At 57.3% G+C, this 23,375-nt stretch carries 17 protein-coding genes, 1 other RNA gene and 1 pseudogene; 11 read left to right on the top strand and 8 right to left on the bottom strand.

Annotation, left to right across the window (positions count from 1 at the left end; all coding sequences use genetic code 11):
• Positions 1-72 precede the first annotated feature (72 nt).
• Positions 73-702 carry a helix-turn-helix domain-containing protein gene (locus ACOTXD_RS12150; RefSeq protein ID WP_032609042.1) on the top strand — a complete coding sequence of 210 codons (630 nt, stop codon included), beginning with the start codon at positions 73-75 and terminating at the stop codon, positions 700-702.
• A 46-nt stretch (positions 703-748) separates the two neighbouring features.
• Here the strand turns inward: ACOTXD_RS12150 and ACOTXD_RS12145 are convergent, their stop codons facing one another.
• From ACOTXD_RS12145 to ydiJ, 3 genes are all read right to left on the bottom strand, one after another.
• Entirely contained in the window at positions 749-943 is a 195-nt protein-coding gene (locus tag ACOTXD_RS12145; protein ID WP_047653618.1) for a YdiH family protein, read from the bottom strand.
• A gap of 85 nt (positions 944-1,028) precedes the next feature.
• Positions 1,029-1,439, bottom strand: a complete 411-nt coding sequence (gene menI / locus ACOTXD_RS12140) for a 1,4-dihydroxy-2-naphthoyl-CoA hydrolase (protein WP_003857767.1) — start codon at positions 1,437-1,439, stop codon at positions 1,029-1,031.
• Positions 1,436-4,492, bottom strand: coding sequence for a D-2-hydroxyglutarate dehydrogenase YdiJ (ydiJ, locus tag ACOTXD_RS12135; protein ID WP_061856776.1), 3,057 nt, complete (start codon positions 4,490-4,492; stop codon positions 1,436-1,438). Before ydiJ ends, menI begins: the two co-directional genes overlap by 4 nt.
• A 199-nt stretch (positions 4,493-4,691) precedes the next feature.
• Here ydiJ and ydiK point away from each other — a divergent pair, with 199 nt between their 5' ends.
• Both ydiK and rprA read left to right on the top strand, forming a co-directional pair.
• On the top strand, positions 4,692-5,807 hold the full coding sequence (gene ydiK / locus ACOTXD_RS12130; protein WP_015570721.1) for an AI-2E family transporter YdiK: 1,116 nt from the start codon (positions 4,692-4,694) through the stop codon (positions 5,805-5,807).
• A gap of 209 nt (positions 5,808-6,016) precedes the next feature.
• Positions 6,017-6,124, top strand: an RNA gene (gene rprA / locus ACOTXD_RS12125) — antisense sRNA RprA.
• A 5-nt stretch (positions 6,125-6,129) separates the two neighbouring features.
• Here rprA and ACOTXD_RS12120 read toward each other — a convergent pair.
• The 3 genes from ACOTXD_RS12120 to ppsA all read right to left on the bottom strand — a co-directional run bounded on the left by ACOTXD_RS12120 (position 6,130) and on the right by ppsA (position 12,522).
• Positions 6,130-8,505: a glycoside hydrolase family 3 N-terminal domain-containing protein gene (locus ACOTXD_RS12120; RefSeq protein ID WP_061856777.1), complete on the bottom strand. Its 2,376-nt coding sequence runs from the start codon at positions 8,503-8,505 to the stop codon at positions 6,130-6,132.
• Positions 8,506-8,508: 3 nt separating this feature from the next.
• On the bottom strand, positions 8,509-9,909 hold the full coding sequence (locus ACOTXD_RS12115; RefSeq protein WP_003857776.1) for an MFS transporter: 1,401 nt from the start codon (positions 9,907-9,909) through the stop codon (positions 8,509-8,511).
• Positions 9,910-10,143: 234 nt separating this feature from the next.
• Positions 10,144-12,522, bottom strand: a complete 2,379-nt coding sequence (ppsA, locus tag ACOTXD_RS12110; RefSeq protein ID WP_023305974.1) for a phosphoenolpyruvate synthase — start codon at positions 12,520-12,522, stop codon at positions 10,144-10,146.
• Between the two features lie 335 nt (positions 12,523-12,857).
• Between ppsA and ppsR the strand changes: the two genes are divergently transcribed.
• From ppsR to ACOTXD_RS12070, 8 genes and pseudogenes are all read left to right on the top strand, one after another.
• Positions 12,858-13,691 carry a posphoenolpyruvate synthetase regulatory kinase/phosphorylase PpsR gene (gene ppsR / locus ACOTXD_RS12105; protein WP_017384644.1) on the top strand — a complete coding sequence of 278 codons (834 nt, stop codon included), beginning with the start codon at positions 12,858-12,860 and terminating at the stop codon, positions 13,689-13,691.
• A gap of 150 nt (positions 13,692-13,841) precedes the next feature.
• Entirely contained in the window at positions 13,842-14,888 is a 1,047-nt protein-coding gene (gene aroH, locus ACOTXD_RS12100) for a 3-deoxy-7-phosphoheptulonate synthase AroH (RefSeq protein WP_045336613.1), read from the top strand.
• A gap of 209 nt (positions 14,889-15,097) precedes the next feature.
• On the top strand, positions 15,098-15,286 hold the full coding sequence (hemP, locus tag ACOTXD_RS12095; RefSeq protein WP_015570723.1) for a hemin uptake protein HemP: 189 nt from the start codon (positions 15,098-15,100) through the stop codon (positions 15,284-15,286).
• Between the two features lie 76 nt (positions 15,287-15,362).
• Positions 15,363-17,345 (top strand): TonB-dependent hemoglobin/transferrin/lactoferrin family receptor, encoded by a 1,983-nt coding sequence (locus ACOTXD_RS12090; protein WP_022650912.1) that lies wholly within the window; start codon positions 15,363-15,365, stop codon positions 17,343-17,345.
• 35 nt (positions 17,346-17,380) lie between these two features.
• Entirely contained in the window at positions 17,381-18,409 is a 1,029-nt protein-coding gene (gene chuS / locus ACOTXD_RS12085; protein ID WP_061856803.1) for a hematinate-forming heme oxygenase ChuS, read from the top strand.
• On the top strand, positions 18,406-19,224 hold the full coding sequence (locus ACOTXD_RS12080; RefSeq protein WP_045332102.1) for a heme/hemin ABC transporter substrate-binding protein: 819 nt from the start codon (positions 18,406-18,408) through the stop codon (positions 19,222-19,224). The genes chuS and ACOTXD_RS12080 overlap by 4 nt, the downstream gene beginning before the upstream one ends.
• Positions 19,224-20,206 (top strand): annotated as a pseudogene (locus ACOTXD_RS12075) (FecCD family ABC transporter permease). Before ACOTXD_RS12080 ends, ACOTXD_RS12075 begins: the two are co-directional and overlap by 1 nt.
• Positions 20,199-20,978, top strand: a complete 780-nt coding sequence (locus tag ACOTXD_RS12070; protein ID WP_061856780.1) for a heme ABC transporter ATP-binding protein — start codon at positions 20,199-20,201, stop codon at positions 20,976-20,978. Before ACOTXD_RS12075 ends, ACOTXD_RS12070 begins: the two are co-directional and overlap by 8 nt.
• Here ACOTXD_RS12070 and selO read toward each other — a convergent pair.
• Both selO and ACOTXD_RS12060 read right to left on the bottom strand, forming a co-directional pair.
• Entirely contained in the window at positions 20,975-22,417 is a 1,443-nt protein-coding gene (selO, locus tag ACOTXD_RS12065) for a protein adenylyltransferase SelO (RefSeq protein ID WP_061856781.1), read from the bottom strand. The two genes, ACOTXD_RS12070 and selO, sit on opposite strands and share 4 nt — an antisense overlap.
• A 61-nt stretch (positions 22,418-22,478) precedes the next feature.
• Positions 22,479-23,192 carry an EAL domain-containing protein gene (locus ACOTXD_RS12060; protein ID WP_003857794.1) on the bottom strand — a complete coding sequence of 238 codons (714 nt, stop codon included), beginning with the start codon at positions 23,190-23,192 and terminating at the stop codon, positions 22,479-22,481.
• Positions 23,193-23,375 lie beyond the last annotated feature (183 nt).

Here is a 23,375-nt window from a genome sequence, read left to right as displayed (position 1 = left end):
TATTTATCTCTGGAGAAGGTGGAAAAGAAGAGCGACACTATAGAGAATACAGTCTCTTTCCAGGTTAACGCTATGTCTTCTGACAAACCATCGCATCGCGGATCTCCCTATGCTCAGGAACTGATTTCTCATTTACAGCCGCACTGCACCACGCATAAAACCGATCCCGGCGAGCAACTTAATCTCCAGGTAAACGGGCAGAGCATGTGTTATTTAATTCTTGACGGCACGGTCGCCATATACAGAAGAAGCGACGACATGATGCTTTCGACGGCGCGCAGTCCCGCCCTGTTTGGCCTCGCTAACCTGACGGACATCTATTTTACCGACTACCTTCGAACGGTAACGCCTTGCCTGATTGGTGTGCTCACGACCGATCGGGTGGCTGAAATTATCAAAGAGAAGGCGCTGTGGGGGCTGCTTTCTAATCATCTGATGTTTGTCTATAACCGGCTTTATCACAACGTCATGCCGAAAGGCGCGCCAACCGCGTACGAGATGATTCGCCAGCAGCTCGTGCTGCTGATGCAGGAAGATGACAGCTACCGACGTAGCGTGACGGCGGAAAGGTATATCAGGGATAAAACCCAGCTTTCCCGCAGCGGCGTAATGCGGATCCTGGCTGACCTGAAAACGGGCGGGTTCATCGAAATGGAAGAAGGCCGGCTGATTAAAATTAATAAACTGCCTGCCAGATACTGACTGTCAGACACAAAAAAGGCCGCGCTTGCGGCCTTTTCTTCACTGCTTAATGGACGTGAACGCCCAACCGCCAGGCAAAGTAGATCTCTTCTTTCAGTTCGTTTGAAGAGAGCGCCAGCAAATCCGTAAATTCCAGCTCAAGCTGTTTCAGCTTTTTCAGGTACTGCGCGGGAGACAGATTGCTTTTATCGCGACGTAAATATTCAATTGCCAGCTGTATTGGGGTTATTTCAGTATCCATGATGTCCTCGCTTATGTTCAAAACGTGACCAGTATATCACAATCAGGCGGCTAATTTTTGACCAAAAGCAAGACATCCGGCAACTTTACACAACGGCCGTCGTCAGCCTTGATGAACAACACAGGCGATCCTGCTCGTCCAGGATATCAATCTGCCACACCTGATGGCGGCTTCCAGCATGCAGCGCCCGGCAGACGCCGCGCACGCGCCCGCTGCGAACGGAGCGGATGTGGTTGGCATTGACCTCCAGACCCACCACCTTCTGCTCTCCTTCCGTACACAGGTAGCCCGCCACCGATCCCAGCGTTTCGGCCAGCACGACGGACGCGCCGCCGTGTAACAGGCCAAACGGTTGATGAGTACGGCAGTCTACCGGCATCGTCGCTTCCAGTTCGTTGTCGCCAATGCGCGTGAACTGGATGTCCAGCAAACCGACCATGTTCTCCGCGCCCATGGCATTTAAGGCCTCCAGCGTGACCGCACGTTTCCAGATCATCCGATAATCTCCAGTAAAGCCTGCAATGGATGGCGGACGCCGTTACCTTCCACCCGTTTCACCTGGCTGCGGCAGGAGTAGCCCGTCGCCAGACAGCGGTTGCGTGGCAGGCGCTGCATCGCCTGATGCCATGACAGCTCGTAAATGCCGAGCGAATTAGCGTGGTTTTTGACTTCATGGCCGTAGGTTCCGGCCATACCGCAGCAGCCCACGTTGACGCTTTCCAGCTTCGCGCCAAACCGGGAGAAGATAGAAGCCCACTGGGCAGGCGCCGTCGGCAGCGCCGTCACTTCGGTGCAGTGCCCAAACAGGTACCAGGATTCTCCGCTGACCTCCTGAGGGGGCGTTTGCGTCAGCACCGCAGGCAGCCACTCGTGTACCAGTAAGACCTGAAAATCACCGCGCTTATCGCCGAGCGTCTGCTTATATTCGTCCCGGTAACAGAGCACCAGCGCCGGATCGACGCCCACCATCGGCATGCCGAGCTGCGCCACGCGATTCAGAAAATCTGAAGTTTTCTGCGCGGTTTTCGCAAAGCGGGTGAGGAAGCCTTTAATGTGCTGCGCCTTGCCGTTCGGCGAGAACGGCAGCACCACCGGCTGGTAGCCGATTTTCTCGGCCAGTCGGACAAAATCGGTCACCACCTGCGCATCGTAATAGCTGGTAAACGGATCCTGCACCACCAGCACCACCTTCGCTTTCTGCTCAGGGCTTAATGCTTCCAGTTGTTCCAGGGTCATATTCGCCGAGCGGTGCCCCACCAGCCGACGCTGGAGCGATGGCACCGACAGCAGCGGCAGATCCACCATGCCGATATGTTTTTCAGACAGTTTTCGCACCAGTGGCTGGTTGATAAAGAAGTTAAAGGTTTTTGGCGCACGGGCCATCAGCGGCGCGTAACTCTCCACCGTCGCTACCAGATGATCGCGCATCGGGCGTAGATAACGCGTGTGGTACAGCTGGAGGAAGCGGGAACGGAATTCCGGTACGTCAATTTTAATTGGGCACTGGGTTGAACACGCCTTACACGCCAGGCAGCCGGACATCGCCTCTTTCACCTCATGCGAGAAATCGTATTCGCCTTTGTTCGCATGCCAGCTGTTGCGGGTGCGTTCGATAAGCCCGCGCAGGCTGGCGCGTTTTTCCGGCAGCTCCTGTTCCAGCTTGAGCGGGTCAACGCCGCGGTCGGCCAGCAGGCGCAGCCATTCGCGCACCAGCGTGGCACGCCCTTTTGGGGAGTGGATGCGGTTGCTGGTGATTTTCATCGACGGACACATCGGGCTTTTCACATCGAAGTTAAAGCACAGCCCGTTGCCGTTACACTCCATCGCGCCGCGCCAGGAAGCGCGTACCGCAATCGGAATTTGGCGGTCATAGGTGCCGCGCTTAACGGCATCCACCTGCAACATCGGCGCATCAACGCCCTCCGGCGGGCAGATTTTTCCCGGATTGAGGCGGTTATCAGGATCGAACGCGGCCTTCACCTTACGCAGCTCGGCGTAGAGCTGTTCGCCAAAAAAGGCCGGGCTGTACTCGGCGCGGAACCCCTTGCCGTGCTCGCCCCACAGCAAACCGCCGTATTTGGCCGTCAGGGCCACAACCTCGTCGGAGATCGCCTTCATCAGGATCTCCTGCTGCGGATCGCACATGTCCAGCGCCGGGCGCACGTGCAGCACGCCCGCGTCAACGTGCCCGAACATGCCATAGCTCAGACCATGGCTGTCGAGCAGCGCGCGAAACTCCACGATATAATCCGCCAGATGTTCCGGTGGCACGCAGGTATCTTCCGCAAACGGAATCGGCTTCGCCGCCCCTTTCGCGTTGCCGAGCAGCCCCACCGCCTTTTTACGCATCGCGTAGATTCGCTCGATGCCGGAGAGATCGTTACACAGCTGCCAGCCAATGACGCCGCCTTCCCCCTGCGCAATCAGCTCGTCCAGACGCTGGCAGAGCGTGTTTACCTGGCTCTCAATCAGCTCTGCGTCATCCCCGGCGAACTCGACGATGTTCAGGCCGAGCATCTCTTTATCCGGCACGTCGGTAATCAGTTCGCTCACCGAATGCCAGACAATATCCTCCCGGGCCAGGTTCAGGACTTTTGAATCGACGGTTTCCACCGACAGCGCCCGCGCCTCCACCATAAACGGTGCATTACGCAGCGCGGAGTCAAAGGAGTTGTATTTGACGTTCACCAGACGGCGCACCTTTGGCAACCGGGTGATATCCAGACGCGCTTCGGTGATGAAGGCCAGCGTCCCTTCTGACCCGGTCAGTACGCGGGTAAGATCAAACTGGCTCATATCGTCATTGAAGACATGTCGCAGATCGTAGCCCGTCAGGAAGCGGTTTAGCTTCGGGAATTTGTCAAGGATCAGCTCGCGATTTTCGCGGCAGCGCTCCAGCACGGTGCGATAAATCCGTCCGCTGGTGGTGCTCTCTTTTGCCAGCGTTTCGGCCAGCTCGATCGGCATCGGTTGGGTATCGAGGATATCGCCCCCCAGCAGCACCGCCCGCACACCCATAACGTGGTCGGAGGTTTTGCCGTAGACCAGTGAGCCCTGCCCCGAGGCATCGGTGTTGATCATCCCGCCAATGGTCGCGCGGTTACTGGTGGAAAGCTCCGGCGCAAAAAAATAGCCGTAAGGTTTCAAAAACTGATTCAACTGATCTTTGATCACCCCCGCTTCCACACGCACCCACCCCTCTTCCGGGTTGATCTCAATGATGCGGTTCATATAGCGGGACATATCAATGATGATGCCCTGGTTCAGCGCCTGCCCATTAGTACCCGTCCCGCCGCCACGCGGGGTAAAGACCAGGGAGCTGAAACGCTCCTGCGACGCCAGACGGGCGATGAGCGCCACATCGGCGGTAGAGCGCGGGAAAACGACGGCATCGGGAAGAAGCTGGTAAATACTGTTATCGGTCGCCATCGTCAGCCTGTCGGCATAATCGGTAGCGGTGTCACCTGTAAAACCCTGTTGCTCCAGTGCCTGCAAAAAATTAAGCACCAGCTGAACGACGCCCGGTGCCTGAGAAATCTGTGGGATCATTGCTGTCGACCCTAATGAGAATAGTGTGAAATCGTTTGCGTTGTGTCTGGAAAGTTTTATCACATTTTTTTCTTATGTGCTTCGTAGAATTACGGGCAAAATCCGCCTGTCAAAAATCGCTGAAATCACTAATGATTAGAGAGATGCGGTTTATATTCCCATCAGCCTTGCTGGTGTTCATTTAAGGAAAGTTTCGTTTATGGTCAATCTTCGTCAGCCCAGGGATGTCGCGCAGATACTGCTGTCGGTGCTGTTCTTAGCCATTATGATTATTGCGTGTCTGTGGATCGTTCGTCCTTTCGTGCTCGGATTTGCCTGGGCCGCGACCGTCGTCGTCGCCACCTGGCCTTTACTCTTACGTTTGCAGAAACTGCTGTTTGGTCGCCGCGGCCTGGCCGTGCTGGTGATGACGTTGCTGTTGTTCCTGCTGTTTATTATTCCCATTGCACTACTGGTTAACAGCCTGGTTGACAGTAGCGGCCCGGTTATTCGCGCGGTCACCAGCGGTGATATGACGCTGCCGGATCTCGCGTGGCTGAACAGTATTCCTGTTGTGGGCGCAAAACTGTACAGCGGCTGGCACAGCCTGCTGGAGATGGGCGGTAGCGCCCTGATGGCCAAAGTGCGTCCGTACATCGGCACAACCACCACCTGGTTTGTGGGGCAGGCTGCGCACATCGGTCGCTTCATGATGCACTGTACGTTGATGCTGGTCTTCAGCGCCCTGCTGTACTGGCGCGGCGAGCAGGTTGCGCTGGGGGTACGTCATTTCGCCACCCGACTGGCAGGTAAACGCGGCGATGCGGCCGTGCTGCTGGCAGCCCAGGCCGTCCGCGCGGTGGCGCTCGGCGTGGTGGTCACAGCGCTGGTGCAGGCGGTGCTTGGCGGAATCGGGCTGGCGATTTCCGGCGTACCTTATGCCACCATTTTCACCGTCGTCATGCTGATGACCTGTCTGGCGCAGCTCGGTCCGCTGCTGGTGCTGGTTCCCTGCATTATCTGGCTTTACTGGACGGGGGATACGACCTGGGGCACGGTGCTGCTGGTCTGGAGTTGCGTGGTGGGCACCATGGATAACGTGATCCGTCCCCTCCTCATCCGCATGGGCGCTGACCTGCCGCTGATTCTGATCCTGTCCGGGGTAATCGGGGGGTTAATTGCCTTCGGCATGATTGGCCTGTTCATCGGTCCGGTTCTGCTAGCGGTGACCTGGCGTCTCTTCTCCGCCTGGGTGCATGAAGTACCGCCGCCGGGAACCGATCCAGACGTCATCTTAAGCGAACTTGAAGAGCTGGAAGATAAGAACGCGCAGTAAGAACGGATGCCGGGTGGCGCTAACGCTTACCCGGCCTACACTCTCCACAGCAATACTTAAACGTTGCTAAACTATTTATTCTCTGCACACTGGTCAGACCCGCCTTTTCCTGCCTAAAACCGTCATTCTCTTCAAGAAATCTTTACCTGCCTTTAACTATTGAGACGAATCCGATCGACTCAAAATCCTGGCATGCCTACTATTAAGACACGGTTATAAATCAACACCTTGATTTATAAGCATGGAAATCCCCTGAGTGAAACAACGAATTGCTGTGTGTAGTCTTTGCCCATCTCCCACGATGGGCTTTTTTTTATCCTTTTTACGCCAGTGTAATGTCACAGCGACTAAGCATCCGCCAATCCCCCGCCAGTACCCGCGTCTTTCCGCTTACCTGCACGTTCACCACCGCGCGAATATCCGCCGAGGACGCGCCAACCTGTAGCTCAAACTCCCCTGGCTCGACAATTCGCTTTCCGTCCCGGCGGGTGAAATTAAACATCTCCACCGGCAGGGTAAAGGTCAGCGTGGCGGTTTCTCCCGGTGAAAGCGTAACGCGCTGGAACGCTTTCAGCTCCTGAAGCGGACGCACCTGCGTGGCGACCTTATCGCGTACGTACACCTGTACCACTTCGCTGCCGCTGCGCTCGCCGGTGTTGGTGATATCGACGCTTAACGCCACCTCTCCGTCGATCGGGACGCGGCTTTCAGCCAGGCGGGCCGCGCCCCAGCGAAACTGCGTCCAGCCGAGACCGTAACCGAACGGGTAAAGTGCGCCGAAATGGAACGCAAACGGCGTGCCGCCGCTTTTCAGCTTGTGGTTATAGTAGTACGGCATCGCCCCGGCGTTTTTCGGCACGCTCACTACCAGCCTGCCCTGCGGCTCCGCGCGGCCGGTTAAGACATCGGCAATCGCCCAGCCCCCTTCCTGCCCCGGCGCCCAGGCCATCATCAGCGCGGCCACCTTCTCTTCCAGCCCCTGAAGGTTATAAGGACGCCCGCCCGTCATGACGACAATCACCGGCTTACCGGTTGCCACCAGCGCCTCCAGCAGCTGTTGCTGCACGCCTGGCAGATCCAGCGAGTCGGTATCCGATCCTTCCCCCACGGTGCCGCTCTGGAACAGCCCGGCAAGGTCGCCCACGCAGGCCACCACCACGTCACTCTCTTTTGCCGCGCTCACGGCGTCGGGGATCAGATCCATACGTTGTGAAACCGGCGATTGCTGCATCGGTTTACCGCCGCTGTCGCCCGGAAATACCGGCGCCCCCGCCATCCGTTTTTCGATAATGTGGCACCCTTTCGCGTAACGAACCTGCGATGCGCCAAGATACTGATCCAGCGCCGCGCGCGGCGTCGTTACCTGTGAGGTCTCTTCAACCATATCGCTGATGATCAGGTGAACCGGGAAGCTGTAGCCGCTCAGCAGCGCCAGCGGATCGTCAGCCGTCGGCCCCACCACCGCTACACGGGGTTTTCCGCCGAGAGGTAATATGCCGTTGTTTTCCAGCAGCGTGATCGATTTTGTTGCCACCTCGCGCGCCACCTGCCGGGTCGCCTCACTCTGCAAATCGATGCCGTCTTCGTCGGCGTACGGTTTTTCAAACAGCCCGAGACGGAATTTTTCACTTAGCACGCGCGCCACAATCTCATCCACTTTCGCCATTGAGATAAGCCCACGCTCTACCGCTTCTGCCAGATGACGCGCGCAGTCATCCTTCGGTAATTCCACGTCCAGCCCGGCGTTAAACGCCAGCGCCGCCGATTCCGCTGGATCGTGAGAAATTCCGTGGTGCTGGTGCAGCAGGCTGACGCCGCCGTAATCCGCCACGATAATGCCGTCGAAGCCCCACTGTTCACGCAGCACGGTAGTGAGCAGGAAATGGTCGCTGTGCCCTGGCTGATTATCAATGTCGTGATAGGCTGGCATCACCGAACCGGCGTTGGCCAGCTTCACCGCCATCTCAAACGGCAGCAGGAAGGTATCGTTTAGCTCGCTGAAACCGAGATGGACCGGCGCATGGTTGCGCGCCCCTTCGCTGAAGGAGTGGCCGACGTAATGTTTCAGGGTCGCCAGCAGATCGCGCTTATCGCCCTGCAACCCCTTCACGTACGCCGTCGCCATCACCCCTACCAGCCAAGGATCTTCCCCAAATGTCTCTTCCGTCCGTCCCCAGCGCACATCGCGCGAGACATCCAGCACCGGGGCCAGCCCCTGCTGGCACCCGACGGATCGGGCCTCTTTGCCAATCTGCTCCGCTGCGCGCTGTACCAGCTCCGGGTCCCAGGTGGAACCGTAGTTTAGCGACGACGGGAACAGGGTTGCATCTTTGCACAGCAGCCCCACCAGACACTCCTCATGAAACAGCGCCGGAATGCCGAGCCGGGTCTCCTCCATCATCATGCGTTGCAGGCGGTTGGCGGCACGCACGCCGGTTTTTGCATTAACAATGTGCGTGCCGAGCGGACGGGTGATCTGCCCGACGCCGAGCTTCAGCCTTTCGTTGAGGGACGCCTGTTCGCTCACGCCAGCGAATTCATCGCTCAGATCGCTGCGCTCGCGGTGGTTGCCGTGTTCATCGAGGATCAGCCAGTACGCGTGCATCTGGGCAAATTTCTCTTCCGGCGTCATACGCGCCAGTAAATCAGCGACACGCTCGTGTACGGGACGTCCCGCGTCCTTGTAGATCGCAGTCATGGTTTACTCCTGTAGTGCGGATTGGGTTGCCGGGCTGAGCTGCCCAGCATCGTTTCGACTATCGCGTTTGCTGGCCAGCTCGCGGGCGATGCTGTCCACCAGCCGGCTGTTAAGTTTGTAGATAGCAAGGAGCGCCACCATGCAGAGGAACAGCGCGCAGGGGATCAGGGTGAACAGGGCATTGATGGTTGCAAGAACATGAGGCGCCTGGTTTGCCTGACCCGGAGCGTAATCCACCATGCCAAGCACCCAACCGACCACCGCCCCACCCAGCGCCAGCCCAAACTTGATGGCAAACAGGGCGGTAGAAAAGACCAGCCCGTCCAGGCGGCGGCCGCTACGGTGTTCTTCGTAGTCCACCACATCGGAGAACATGGTCCATTGCAGCGGCGTGGTCAGGTTCTGAATAAAGCTAAACACAATATTCAGACCGAATATCAGCCACACCTGCGAAGGCGGAATGAAGAAAATCAGCGCGCCAAAAATAACGAAAGATATAATGGTCCACTGATAGGCACGCACCCGGTCAAATTTCCCCAGCAGGCGTTCAGATAATAATGCGCCGCTTAAGGAGGCCACCATGCCGGAAACAATAAAGGCAAAAACCAGTTCCGGACGTAACAGAACATAGTTAACGTAATACATGGTCGCAGAGCCACGCGTCACGACGGCGGTTAACAGTAAAATATTAAACAGAAAAACTATTCGCCACTGGCTATTGGCGGCCAGCAGTTTTAAATCCGTCAGCATCGAACCGGAGGTGTCATTGCGCGGCGAGTAACGCTCCCGGGTCATAAAGAAGCAGCAGAAGAATAAAACAATGCCCAGCAGCCCCATCAGGCTCATGGCATAGAAATAGCCTTTTTGCACATTCCCCTGGCCTAATAATGAGACCAGCGGCAGCGCGATGACCGTTACAATCAACCCGCCGATAAACGACAGGCCAAAGCGCCAGGATTGCAGCGAGTGGCGTTCGCGCGGGTCGAGCGTCAGCGCGCCGGGCATGGCACAGTAAGGGACGTTAATCGCAGAATAGATCAGACTCAGGATGGCATAGGTTACGCAGGCATAGACAATTTTCGCCGTCTGCCCGGCATCCGGTACGTAGAAGGTAATCAGGCAGCTCACGCCAAACGGAATGGCAAACCAGAGCAGCCAGGGACGAAAACGACCGTGGCGGGTCTGAGTGCGGTCCACCAGCGCGCCAATGCACGGGTCGACAAACGCATCGACCACGCGCACCACTAAAAACATGGTGCCCATAATGGCGGCAGGCAAACCGAATACGTCCGTATAGAAATAAGCGAGAAATAACGTTGCCGTTTGCCAGACCAGCGCGCTGGCCATATCGCCGAGGCCATAACCTATTTTATCTTTGGTACGTAATACAGAGGAGATTGTCATTGTTATTTGCCTTTTTATCAGGTTAAAACGTATTTCAACCAGTCGCGCATCATCCCGACGGATGTACGCGGTAAGGCTCAAGTATTAGCAACACCCTGCCCGCTAACAATTGTCTAAATTAACAGATAAATTATGATATTTGGTTTTTTGCTTTATTTGTGATGGTGAGCATATTCGCAGGAAAATAAAAAAGGCGAGGACAGATATCCTCGCCTTTTTCAGATTATGCAGGTTTTACTTGTTCAGCTCTGCCAGGCTCAGCCAGGTCTGCACCACGGTGTCCGGGTTCAGGGAGAGGCTATCAATTCCCTCGTCCATCAGCCAGGCCGCAAAGTCTTCATGGTCAGAAGGACCCTGGCCGCAAATCCCGACATATTTACCCTGTTTCTTCGCCGCGCGGATGGCCATGGAGAGCAGCGCTTTCACCGCCTCGTTACGCTCATCGAACAGCTCAGAGACAACGCCGGAGTCGCGGTCCAGGCCGAGCGCCAGCTGCGTCATGTCATTCGAGCCAATGGAGAAGCCGTCGAAGTGCTCCAGGAACTGCTCGGCCAGCAGGGCATTGGACGGAATTTCACACATCATGATGATCTTCAGCCCGTTCTCGCCGCGCTTCAGCCCCTGACGCGCCAGCTCATCTACCACCGCCTTCGCCTGATCCACGGTACGGACGAACGGGATCATGATTTCCACGTTGGTCAGCCCCATGTCGTTGCGCACGCGTTTTACCGCCTCGCACTCCAGCGCGAAGCAGTCGCGGAAGCTTTCCGACACGTAGCGTCCGGCGCCGCGGAAGCCCAGCATCGGGTTCTCTTCTTCCGGCTCGTAGCGTTCGCCGCCCACCAGGTTGGCGTATTCGTTCGACTTAAAGTCCGACAGACGCACGATCACGCGTTTCGGGTAGAAGGCCGCGCCGAGCGTGGCGATCCCTTCCGTCAGACGACCAACATAGAACTCTCTCGGCGAGTCATAACCTTTCATCATCTCGCGGATTTCGTTTTGCAGTTTTGCGTCCTGGTCGTCGAACTCCAGCAGCGCACGCGGGTGCACCCCGATCATACGGTTAATAATAAATTCCAGACGCGCCAGGCCCACGCCTTCGTTCGGCAGGCAGGCGAAGTCAAACGCGCGGTCCGGGTTGCCGACGTTCATCATGATCTTCAGCGGCAGATCCGGCATGGTATCCACGCTGGAGCTTTTCACGCTGAAGTCGAGGATATCAGCATACACGTAACCGGTATCGCCTTCGGCACAGGAGACCGTCACGTTCTGGTCGTCCTTCATGCGTTCGGTCGCGTCACCACAGCCGACTACCGCCGGGATCCCCAGCTCACGGGCAATGATTGCCGCGTGACAGGTACGGCCACCGCGGTTGGTGACGATGGCAGCCGCTTTCTTCATGATCGGTTCCCAGTCCGGGTCGGTCATGTCGGTCACCAGCACGTCGCCGGGCTGAATGCGGTTCATCTCGCTAATGTCGTGGATCACTTTCACCGGACCGGCACCGATGCGGTGGCCGATTGCGCGGCCTTCCGCGACAATTTTGCCCTGCGCGTGCAGGGTGTAGCGCTCCATGACCTGACCGCGTGAACGGACGGTTTCCGGACGCGCCTGCACGATAAACAGCTTGCCGGTGTGTCCGTCTTTGGCCCACTCGATGTCCATCGGACGGCCATAGTGTTTTTCAATCTGCACCGCCTGCTTCGCCAGCTCTTCCACTTCGGCGTCGGTCAGGGAGAAGCGATCCCGCTGCTCCTGCGGCACATCTTCAATGGTGACCTGCTTGCCATGTTCTTGCGTCGGGGCATAGATCATGCGGATTTTTTTCGAGCCCATGGTGCGGCGTACCACTGCCGGACGGTTAGCCGCCAGCGTAGGCTTGTGCACATAGAATTCGTCAGGGTTCACCGCCCCCTGCACCACCATCTCGCCCAGACCCCATGCGGAGGTGATAAACACCACCTGGTCGAAGCCGGATTCAGTGTCGATAGAGAACATCACGCCGGAAGAGCCCACGTCGGAGCGCACCATGCGCTGTACGCCTGCGGAGAGCGCGACGCCGCGGTGGTCATAGCCCTGATGGACGCGATAGGAGATGGCGCGGTCGTTGAACAGGGAAGCAAACACATGCTTCACCGCCACCAGTACCGCCTCGTAACCCTGGACGTTGAGGAAGGTTTCCTGCTGCCCGGCGAAAGAGGCATCCGGCATATCTTCTGCGGTAGCGGAAGAGCGCACGGCAAAGGAGGCCTGCGCGTCGTCAGCGGAGAGCTGGTTGTAGGCGTCATGGATGGCTTTTTCCAGTTCCGGCTGGAAAGGTGTGTCGATAATCCACTGGCGGATTTGCGCGCCGGCTTTGGCAAGCTCGGTGACATCATCAATATCCGTTTTATCCAGCAGGTCGTAAATGCGCTGGTTTACACCGCTCTGGTCTAAAAACAGGTTAAACGCATCGGCGGTTGTGGCAAATCCGTTAGGTACGGAGACACCCATACCGGACAGATTTGTAATCATTTCACCCAGGGAGGCATTTTTGCCCCCAACTCTGTCTACATCATTCATGCCGAGTTGGTTATACCAAAGCACCAGCGGTGACGAGCCATTGTTGGACATCGAAACAATCCTTTTGTGATATTTGATCGGAGTAAGAAACACCTGACTACGTATTTATACTGGCATATTTATTTCCGCTAAAAAAACGGTGAATCGTGTAAGCAATTTAAATTTTCAACTTTTCGGACAGTTTCCCGGCATTCGCTAACCCGATGATTCCTATAGATTCCGGCAAAAACCATAGAAATAAAGCCGCTATTCGGAAAATGAAATCCACTTTTCAGGAAAATCAAAAACACCATTTCATTTTAAATTCAGATAAGTTCTTTGCTGTGAAATTAACTTTTTTAATTTATGCTTTCAGGCAATTACGTACGCTATTCAGGGTGGATAAAATGGATAATGCTGTCGATCGCCACGTTTTTTATATTTCTGATGGGACGGCGATTACCGCCGAGGTGCTGGGACACGCGGTGATGTCGCAGTTTCCGGTATCGATAAACAGCATCACGCTGCCGTTCGTGGAAAATGAGAGCCGGGCCAAAGCGGTCAAGGACCAGATCGACGCTATTTACCAGCAGACCGGCGTTCGTCCGCTGGTGTTCTATTCCATTGTGATCCCTGAGATCCGCAATATCATTCTGCAAAGCGAGGGCTTCTGTCAGGACATCGTGCAGGCGCTGGTTGCCCCCTTGCAAAGCGAACTGAAGCTCGACCCGACGCCGATCGCCCACCGTACCCACGGGCTGAACCCCGGTAACCTGACCAAATACGATGCGCGTATTGCTGCTATTGACTACACCCTGGCGCACGACGACGGGATCTCGCTGCGCAATCTCGACCAGGCGCAGGTGATTTTGCTCGGCGTGTCGCGCTGCGGTAAAACCCCCACCAGCCTATACCTGGCAATGCAGTTTGGCATTCGCGCCGCCAACTACCCCTTTATTGCCGATGATATGGATAACCTGGTGCTGCCCGCCGCGCTCAAGCCGCTCCAGCATAAGCTGTTTGGGCTGACCATCAACCCGGAACGACTGGCGGCGATCCGCGAAGAACGTCGCGAGAACAGCCGCTACGCCTCGATGCGCCAGTGCCGAATGGAAGTTTCTGAAGTCGAAGCGCTGTACCGGAAAAATCAAATTCCCTGGCTGAACAGTACCAACTATTCAGTAGAAGAAATTGCCACCAAGATCCTCGATATCATGGGGCTAAATCGCCGCATGTACTAATATGCTAGTACATTAATCCAGTTTCAGTTATTATCATGCCATCCTCGGGGCGACGAGCCCCGAACTTGAAATCAGCAGGGATTGGTTTAAGGTGATGCCCATCACTTCCCGGTAGTCTGCCGATGAAGCAAAAAATTTCTGAGACATTCCATGAACAAAACCGACGAACTGCGCACCGCGCGCATTGATAGCCTGGTCACACCGGCTGAACTGGCCCGGCTGCATCCCGTTTCCGCCGAGGTGGCGGACCATGTGACGGCCTCCCGTCGCCGCATCGAAAAAATTCTCAATGGTGAAGACAAACGTCTTCTGGTGGTGATTGGCCCCTGCTCCATCCACGACCTGGACGCGGCAATGGATTATGCACAACGCCTTCAGACGCTGCGCGGCACGTATCAGGATCGCCTGGAGATCGTGATGCGTACCTACTTTGAAAAGCCGCGTACCGTCGTGGGCTGGAAAGGATTGATTTCCGATCCGGATCTGAACGGTAGCTACCGGGTGAATCACGGTATTGCGCTGGCGCGCAAGCTGCTGTTACAGGTTAACGAGCTGGGCGTGCCGACTGCCACCGAATTTCTGGATATGGTGACCGGACAGTTTATTGCCGACCTCATAAGCTGGGGCGCGATTGGCGCGCGTACCACCGAAAGTCAGATCCACCGTGAAATGGCGTCGGCGCTCTCCTGTCCGGTGGGCTTCAAAAACGGAACGGACGGCAATACCCGAATTGCCGTAGATGCCATCCGCGCGTCACGCGCCAGCCATATGTTCCTCTCCCCGGATAAAAATGGCCAGATGACCATCTACCAGACCAGCGGCAACCCGTTCGGACATATCATTATGCGTGGCGGTAAAAAACCGAATTACCATGCAGAAGATATTGCCGCCGCTTGCGAAACGCTGGCGGAATTTGACCTGCCGGAGCATCTGGTGGTGGATTTCAGCCACGGCAATTGTCAGAAACAGCACCGCCGCCAGCTGGACGTCTGCGAGGAAGTTTGCCAGCAGATCCGCAGCGGCTCGACCGCCATTGCAGGAATTATGGCGGAGAGTTTTATCAAAGAAGGCACGCAGAAGATCGTCGCCGGACAGCAAATGGTCTACGGCCAGTCAATCACCGACCCGTGCCTGAGCTGGGAAGACAGCGAACGGCTGCTGGAGATGCTGGCTTCAGCCGTGGACACGCGCTTTTAAAATCCTGCCGGGTGACGCTGCGCTTACCCGGCCTACGGTACGTGCCCTTCTCCCTCTCCCCGTGGGAGAGGGTCGGGGTGAGGGCGTCAGACCGCATCTCTCCCCCAAATTTGATCCCGTCACACAATTTTCACAAAAACGCTTGCTGTGAATTTGCAGTTTATTGATAATGATTATCATTGTTACATTGATTGTTATTTATAAACATTATGTCACCGACCGATAACAGCGCGGCAACGCCAACAAAAACACACACAGCGCCGTCCCCTGCTCCCACCGATCGCCGAATCGACAGTAAAAGCCTGTTGGGTGAGGAGGGACGGGTCATTATCGAGCATGACGGCCAGCACTACCTGCTGCGCCAGACCAATGCCGGAAAACTGATCCTGACTAAATAAACCAGACAACACATTCGCCAGCCACCCAGGTGATCCCCAGGCAGCCAGCGCTTTTCAATTCTTATGGAGAGTTGCTATGCCACACCTGCAATCCGCGTCTTTACGCCCGTCTCTTCTGGCGCTGGCGATTGTCAGCACCCTGCCGGGCGTTACGTTTGCCGCTGCAGACGAGATCACCGTCACCGCCACCGGCAATGCCCGCAGCGCCTTTGAAGCCCCCATGATGGTGAGCGTGATTGACGCCACCGCGCCGGAAAACCAGACCGCCAGCTCCGCCGCCGACCTGCTGCGCAAGGTGCCCGGTCTGACGCTGGACGGCACCGGGCGCACCAACGGTCAGGACGTTAACCTCCGTGGCTATGACCGCCGTGGCGTGCTGGTGCTGGTGGATGGCGTGCGCCAGGGCACCGATACCGGACACCTGAACAGCACGTTCCTCGATCCGGCGCTGATCAAACGTATCGAAGTGGTGCGCGGCCCTTCCGCCTTGCTGTACGGCAGCGGCGCGCTGGGCGGCGTAATTTCGTATGACACCGTCGACGCCAGCGATCTGCTGGATGCAGGTAAAAACAGCGGCTATCGCGTATTTGCTACCGGTGCAACGGGCGATCACAGCATCGGGATGGGCGCCAGCGCCTATGGCCGCACCGATACCCTGGACGGTGTGGTCTCCTGGTCCAGCCGCGATCGCGGCGACATTCGCCAGAGTGACGGCGCGAGGGCGCCAAACGACGAATCCATCAACAATATGCTGGCGAAAGGCAGCTGGAAAATCGATCCGGCGCAGACGCTGAGCGGCTCTCTGCGCTACTACAATAACGACGCGCAGGAGCCGAAAAATCCGCAGACCACGGATGCCAGCAGCAGTAACCCGATGACCGATCGTTCCACCATTCAGCGCGATGCCCAGCTTGGCTACCGCATTGCGCCAGCCGGAAACAACTGGCTGAACGCCGATGCGAAAATTTACTGGTCCGAAGCGCGGATCAACGCCCAGAACATCGACGCCAGCGGTGAGTTCCGTAAGCAGACCACCAAAGGCGGCAAAGTCGAAAACCGCACCCGCCTGTTCAGCGACTCCTTCGCCTCGCACCTGCTGACCTACGGCGGGGAATACTATCGTCAGGAGCAACACCCTGGCGGCGCGACCACCGGCTTCCCGGACGCTAAAATCGACTTCAGCTCCGGCTGGTTGCAGGATGAGATTACCCTGCGCGACCTGCCGGTAACGCTTCTCGGCGGGACGCGTTACGACAACTACCGCGGCAGCAGCAGCGGTTACGATGACGTGGATGCGGATAAGTGGTCATCACGCGCCGGGTTAACCGTGAGTCCAGCCGACTGGCTGATGCTGTTCGGCTCTTACGCCCAGGCCTTCCGCGCGCCAACGATGGGCGAGATGTATAACGACTCGAAGCACTTCTCTATCGGCAGCTTCTACACCAACTACTGGGTGCCGAACCCGAACCTGCGTCCGGAAACTAACGAAACCCAGGAGTTCGGTTTTGGGCTACGTTTTGACGATCTGCTGCTCGCCAACGACGCGCTGGAGTTCAAAGCCAGCTACTTCGACACCAAAGCGAAAGATTACATCTCCACTACCGTCGATTTTGCGGCGGCCACCACCATGTCCTATAACGTACCAAATGCCAAAATCTGGGGCTGGGACATGATGGCGACCTACGCGACCAGCCTGTTCAACCTGGACGTGGCCTACAACCGCACGCGCGGGAAAGATACCGACACGGGCGAATACATCTCCAGCATCAACCCGGACACCGTCACCAGCAAGCTGGATATCCCGGTGGCGCAAAGCGGATTCTCCGTGGGCTGGATCGGCACCTTCGTCGAACGTTCAACGCACATCAGCAGCAGCTACAGCGAGCAGCCTGGCTACGCAGTGAATGATTTCTACGTCAGCTATAAAGGTCAGCAGCAGTTCAAAGGCATCACCACCACCCTCGTGCTGGGGAACGCCTTCGACAAAGCCTACTGGTCACCGCAGGGCATCCCGCAGGATGGCCGCAACGGCAAGATCTTCGTCAGTTATCAATGGTAATTCCCTTCGGGGCAACGATTCAGAAGGATAAGATTATGGGTCACTACACACGCTGGCTTGAGCTTAAAGAAGAACATCCGGGTAAGTACGCCCGTGATATCGCCGGATTAATGCACATCAGCGAAGCAGAGCTGGCATTTGCGCGCGTTGGACACGACGCCTGGCGGCTGCGCGGTGAAATCCGTGAGATTCTGGCGGCGCTGGAGTCGGTGGGGGAAACCAAATGCATCTGCCGTAACGAATACGCCGTTCATGAACAGATCGGAGCGTTTACTAACCAGCACCTCGGCGGCCACGCCGGGCTGGTGCTAAATCCGCGTGCGCTGGATCTGCGTTTGTTCCTCAACCAGTGGGCGAGCGCGTTTCACATAAGTGAAACGACCTCCCGCGGCGAACGTCAGAGCATTCAGTTCTTCGATCATCAGGGCGACGCTTTACTTAAGGTCTACACCACGGATCACACCGACGTTGCCGCCTGGGGCGACGTGCTGACCCGTTTTATCATTGCCGATAACCCCGCTCTGGCGCTAAAGGCTGTCGAGGCTCCTGCGCATTCCGACGGTGCTGATGCAGGCTCGGTGGAGAAAGAGTGGCGCGCCATGACCGACGTGCATCAGTTCTTTAGCTTACTGAAGCGCCATAACCTGAGCCGCCAGCAGGCGTTTCGTCTGGTGAGTGACGATCTGGCCTGTAAGGTGGATAACAGCGCGCTGGCACAGCTGCTGGAGACGGCGCGACAGGACAGAAACGAAATCATGATCTTCGTCGGCAACCGCGGCTGCGTGCAGATTTTCACCGGTGTGGTGGAAAAACTGACGCCCATGAAAGGCTGGCTGAACATCTTCAACCCAACCTTTACCCTGCATCTGCTGGAGGAGACTATCGCCGAGACGTGGGTAACGCGTAAACATACGGCGGACGGACACGTTACCAGTCTGGAGCTGTTTGCGGCGGATGGCACTCAGATCGCCCAGCTCTATGGGCAGCGTACCGAAGGCGAGCCTGAGCAGAGCCAGTGGCGTCGCCAGATTGACGCCCTGACGCCAGAAGGGCTGGCCGCATGAAAAACTGGTTTGCACTGCTCTGCGCCCTGCCGCTGGTCGCCGTCGCCGCGCCGGAGAGAATTGTCGCCCTCGGCGGCGATGTGACGGAGATCGTCTACGCCCTCGGCGCGGAGTCTTCCCTGGTTGCGCGCGACAGTACCAGCCAGTGGCCGCAGGCGACAAACGCGCTGCCTGACGTGGGGTATCTTCGCCAGCTGAATGCGGAGGGGATTTTGTCCGTACGCCCGACGCTGGTGCTGGCGAGTGACCAGGCGCAGCCCTCTCTGGCGCTGAAACAGGTTGAACAGAGCCACGTCCGGGTGGTTACCGTTCCCGGCACGCCTGACCTGCGCGCGATTGACGAAAAAGTACGGGTGATAGCTCAGGCGACGCATCATGAGGCGCAAGGGGAAACCCTGCGCAACTCGCTGCGTCAGGCGCTGGCGGCACTGCCCTCAACACCGCTCAACAAGCGGGTGCTGTTTATCCTCAGCCACGGCGGAATGACCGCAATGGCGGCCGGGCAACAGACCGGTGCGGATGCGGCAATACGCGCCGCCGGGTTGCAGAACGCCATGCAGGGCTTTACCCGCTATCAGCCGCTTTCCCAGGAGGGGGTGATAGCCAGCCAGCCGGATCTGGTGGTGATTTCGCAGGAGGGCCTTAACGCGCTGGGCGGCGAAGAAAATCTGTGGAAACTGCCCGGTCTGGCGCAAACGCCAGCGGGACGAAGCAAGCAGGTGCTGGCTATTGATGACATGGCTCTGCTGGGCTTCAGCGTCCGCACGCCGAAAGCCATACAACAGCTGCGTGCCAGAGCGGAGCAACTGCCCTGATGTCCCGGCGCATCACATTATCGTTATGGCTTCTGGCGGGGTCGCTTACCGTCATGACGATCATGGCTACCGGTTTTGGGGCGTTACGCCTGCCGGTGAACGTGCTGTGGAGCGGCAGCGATGAGACGCTACGCCAGATCTGGCTCACCATCCGTCTGCCCCGCGTGCTGCTGGCGCTGGTGATTGGCGGGTCGCTGGCTGCGTCATGCAGGGGCTGTTCCGCAATCCGCTTGCCGACCCGGGCCTGCTCGGGATCAGCAGCGGTGCGGCGCTGGCCGTCGCCCTGTGGGTGGTGCTCCCGCTTGCGCTGCCCGCGCTGGTGATGCTTTACGCCCCTATGCTGGCGGCATTTTTTGGAGCGCTGGCAGCCACAGGCGTGATCTTCCTGCTCAGCAAGCAGCATGACACCTCTCTGTCACGTCTGTTGCTGGTGGGTATCGCCATCAATGCCCTGTGCGGTGCGGCAGTGGGTGTGCTTTCGTGGGTCAGCAATGACGCCCAGCTGCGTCAGCTTTCACTCTGGGGAATGGGAAGTCTTGGTCAGGCGCAGTGGTCCACGCTGCTCGCCGTGACCTCGCTGATGGTGCCTGCCGCTCTGGCGATCTGGCGCTGTGCCAGTGCGTTAAATTTACTGCAACTGGGTGAAGAGGAAGCGCATTACCTTGGCGTGGACGTTGCCCTTGTACAGCGAATATTACTGTTATGCAGCGCCCTGCTGGTCGCTGCGGCTGTCGCCGTCAGCGGCGTGATTGGCTTTGTCGGACTCGTGGTGCCGCACCTGATGCGCATGTGGTTGGGCGCCGATCACCGGGCAACCCTCCCCGGCACGGTACTCGCGGGCGCGTTACTGCTGCTGGTGGCGGATACGGTCGCGCGCACCCTGGTCGCCCCGGCAGAAATGCCGGTCGGCCTGCTCACCAGTATCCTTGGCGCTCCCTGGTTCTTATGGCTCATTTTTCGTCGTGGAGAACAGCATGGCTGAACGTTATACGGCTGCAAATCTGACTTTTACCCGGTCTGGCCGCACGCTGACAGATAACGTTTCGCTGTCACTGTCGCAGGGAGAGCTGGTTACATTGATCGGCCCCAACGGCGCGGGGAAATCCACGCTGCTGCGGCTGCTGACCGGCTATCTGAAACCCGACAGCGGAGGCTGTTCGCTGGCGGGAAAAGCGCTGGATGAATGGCATCCGCAGACGCTGTCGCGCTATCGGGCGGTGATGCGCCAGCAATCTCAGCCTGGATTTGACTGGCAGGTGGAGGAGATCGCTGGAATGGGGCGTGCGCCCTGGACGCGTCACCCGGAACCGTCAATTGTGCGTGAGGTGTTGCAGCTGACCGGTTGCCTGCCGCTGGCCGGCAGGCGCTATCATGCCCTCTCGGGGGGCGAGCAGCAGCGCGTCCAGCTCGCCCGCGCGCTGGCGCAGCTGTGGCGTGACGGAACGCCGCGCGGCTGGCTGTTTCTCGACGAACCCACTTCCGCGCTGGATCTCTACCACCAGCAGCATCTGCTGCGCCTGTTGAAATCGCTGACCCGTCAGGGCCATCTTCACGCCTGCGTGGTGCTGCACGATCTCAATCTTGCCGCATTATGGTCGGACCGGATCCTACTGTTACACAACGGCAGGATTGTTTCTCAGGGCATACCGGAGAAGGTTTTGCAGGCCGACGCGCTGGCACGCTGGTACGGTGCGCAGGTGCACGTCGGCAGACATCCGGCGCACGCCGCGCCGCAGGTTTTTCTCGCCCCTTAGCTTGAGCAGCTCACTTCCAGCCGCTTGCCCCAGTCCGGCGGGCGGCTGACATAGTCATCCTCCCGGTCGGCAAACGGCGTGCGCAGGGCGATATGTAGCCGATGCAGCTCGGTATAGTCCCCCTGCTCTGCCTGCTCAATGGCCCGCTGCGCCAGCCAGTTGCGCAATACCATCGCCGGGTTAACCGCCTTCATCCGCGCCTGGCGGGTATCGTCATCAATTTGTTCCTGCTGTAAACGCGCCCGGTAAGCGGCAAACCAGTCATCAAACGCCTGTCGATCGACGAACTCGTCGCGCAGCGGTGACGCGGCGCTCTGCTGCGCTGTCTGACTCAGCATACGGAAGGTTCGGGTATAGTCGCTGCCTTCACGCGCCATGATGGCAAACAGCCCATTCAGCAGCGCGTTATCGCCTTTTTCCTGCGTCATCAGCCCCAGCCTGGTGCGCATTAACACACCGTATTCCCGCAGCAGGACCTCCTGATAGCTGTCCAGCGCATCGTTCAGGGCATCAACGTCGATAAACGGCGACAGGCTTTGTGCAAGCCGCTGAAGGTTCCACAGCCCCACCGCAGGCTGGTTGTCGAAACGGTAACGCCCCTGATAGTCCGAATGGTTACAGATGTAACCCGGCTGATAGTCACCAAGGAAGCCGTACGGACCGTAGTCAAACGTCAGCCCTAACAGGGACATGTTGTCGGTGTTCATCACCCCGTGGGCAAAGCCGACGGCCTGCCAGCGGGCAATCATTGCGGCGGTGCGCGCAACAATATCACGGAACCAGAGAACATAGCGGTCCGGCTCGTTTTGCAGGTGCGGCCAGTGACGACGAAGAGCGTAATCGGCAAGCTGGCGGACTTTATCCGGCTCGCGGCGATAGTAGAAGTGTTCAAAATGACCGAAACGCAGATGGCTTTCCGCCACGCGGACCAGCATCGCTCCCTGCTCCATCGTTTCGCGGGCCACCGGCGTGTCGCTGGTGACAATGGACAGCGCACGTGAGGTAGGGATCCCCAGAGCGTGCATCGCCTCGGAAGCCAGACCTTCACGTATGGTTGAACGCAGCACCGCGCGGCCATCTCCCATGCGTGAGTATGGGGTTAGCCCTGCCCCTTTCAGGTGCCAGTCGAGCGTTTCGCCATTCGGCAGAACTTGTTCACCCAGCAGGATACCGCGGCCATCGCCGAGCTGTCCCGCCCAGACGCCAAACTGATGTCCGCTGTAGACCTGAGCCAGCGGCTTCATGCCCGGAAGCAGCGTTTCGCCGCCCCAGACGCCGGCGCCTTTTTCTGGCTGAAAAAGCGTCGAAGGGATGCCAAGCGAATCCGCTAATGCATCGTTATGCCAGATAAGACGCGCGTTTTGTAAAGGCGTTGGCTTAAGCGCGGTGTAAAAGCCGGGTAATTCATCGTGCCAGTGAGCAGTAAAAGACAGGGTCATAAGTCCTCCTGCTTTAAGTGTAGAGGGTTTCCCTGGACGTAAACACGGGCGAAGAAAGGGGTTATTGCTGTACGAGAGTCGTGACCCGCTCTGCCGGGACGGCAGGCCACAGGCTTCCCTGCATTGCACCAAAATTGAATGGCAGCACGCGTTGTAAGATGCCGTGATCGTCAATTCCCGAGACCATGACCGACTGACAGTGCGGCGCGATCTGCCAGAGAATAGCGCGCATAAAAGGCTCAAACGAGAGTGCCGAGACACGCTGCTGGATAAAGTTTTTATCCAGAACCACCCGTTTGAACAGACCATCATAAACCGGCTTAAGGGACGCAGCCCCTGCACCGAAGTTAGCCAGCACTAAGGGGAAATGGATCGCCATTCTTGCCAGACAGGGATCGTCTTTCCCGTTATTTAAACCTGGATAGTTCTCATTAACAGTAAACTCAAGAAACGGATATCGTTCAAGGATTGAAACAGCGTTCTCATTAGTTAATAAAAACTCAACAATTGCAGGTGTAATATTGATCCATGCAATTAACTGATGCTGAATAAAAAATAGCTTACAGGTATCGAGTAATTGTAGTTTCTCCTGAAACAGCGCTAATTCATCTTCCTGAGAAAGATGGGGGATAACCAGTTCAGTCGGGATCCGTACGTCCGCACCCACGCCAGTAAAGTTAACCAAAATCTCTAAACCTTTAAGCAAACCTGCACTATCACGCGCCGGAAGGAGTAAAAGTTCAGACTGGTAAGCATTATCTAGCGTAATAATCATCGCGCTTGTCCTGCATTAAAGATGAGAGAGAACATCCTGGAGCAATTGCAGGCACAATTCCACTGTCTTGATTTTAATAAGATTAATTTCATTCTTTCCGTATTAATTTTCAGATTTTTCCCTGAATCTTAATTAATTTTATCCTGGTTATTGAATAATAGCCAGTTTTAGATAAAACAGGCA

It is taken from the genome of Enterobacter cloacae complex sp. CDL013, from assembly GCF_049238805.1.
Taxonomy (GTDB): Bacteria; Pseudomonadota; Gammaproteobacteria; order Enterobacterales; family Enterobacteriaceae; genus Enterobacter; species Enterobacter hormaechei_C.
The sequence above is the reverse complement of the archived record's forward strand: the minus strand, read 5'-3'. Positions and strand labels throughout refer to the sequence as shown.

Coding starts and splice junctions, on each gene's coding strand:
- ACOTXD_RS12115 (WP_003857776.1), bottom strand. CDS start 9,909: ATGACAATCTCCTCTGTATTACGTACCAAAGATAAAATAGGTTATGGC.
- ACOTXD_RS12070 (WP_061856780.1), top strand. CDS start 20,199: ATGGCTGAACGTTATACGGCTGCAAATCTGACTTTTACCCGGTCTGGC.
- ACOTXD_RS12120 (WP_061856777.1), bottom strand. CDS start 8,505: ATGACTGCGATCTACAAGGACGCGGGACGTCCCGTACACGAGCGTGTC.
- ppsA (WP_023305974.1), bottom strand. CDS start 12,522: ATGTCCAACAATGGCTCGTCACCGCTGGTGCTTTGGTATAACCAACTC.
- ACOTXD_RS12090 (WP_022650912.1), top strand. CDS start 15,363: ATGCCACACCTGCAATCCGCGTCTTTACGCCCGTCTCTTCTGGCGCTG.
- ACOTXD_RS12080 (WP_045332102.1), top strand. CDS start 18,406: ATGAAAAACTGGTTTGCACTGCTCTGCGCCCTGCCGCTGGTCGCCGTC.
- ACOTXD_RS12060 (WP_003857794.1), bottom strand. CDS start 23,192: ATGATTATTACGCTAGATAATGCTTACCAGTCTGAACTTTTACTCCTT.
- menI (WP_003857767.1), bottom strand. CDS start 1,439: ATGATCTGGAAACGTGCGGTCACGCTGGAGGCCTTAAATGCCATGGGC.
- ACOTXD_RS12145 (WP_047653618.1), bottom strand. CDS start 943: ATGGATACTGAAATAACCCCAATACAGCTGGCAATTGAATATTTACGT.
- hemP (WP_015570723.1), top strand. CDS start 15,098: ATGTCACCGACCGATAACAGCGCGGCAACGCCAACAAAAACACACACA.
- ydiK (WP_015570721.1), top strand. CDS start 4,692: ATGGTCAATCTTCGTCAGCCCAGGGATGTCGCGCAGATACTGCTGTCG.
- chuS (WP_061856803.1), top strand. CDS start 17,381: ATGGGTCACTACACACGCTGGCTTGAGCTTAAAGAAGAACATCCGGGT.
- selO (WP_061856781.1), bottom strand. CDS start 22,417: ATGACCCTGTCTTTTACTGCTCACTGGCACGATGAATTACCCGGCTTT.
- ydiJ (WP_061856776.1), bottom strand. CDS start 4,492: ATGATCCCACAGATTTCTCAGGCACCGGGCGTCGTTCAGCTGGTGCTT.
- ACOTXD_RS12150 (WP_032609042.1), top strand. CDS start 73: ATGTCTTCTGACAAACCATCGCATCGCGGATCTCCCTATGCTCAGGAA.
- aroH (WP_045336613.1), top strand. CDS start 13,842: ATGAACAAAACCGACGAACTGCGCACCGCGCGCATTGATAGCCTGGTC.
- ppsR (WP_017384644.1), top strand. CDS start 12,858: ATGGATAATGCTGTCGATCGCCACGTTTTTTATATTTCTGATGGGACG.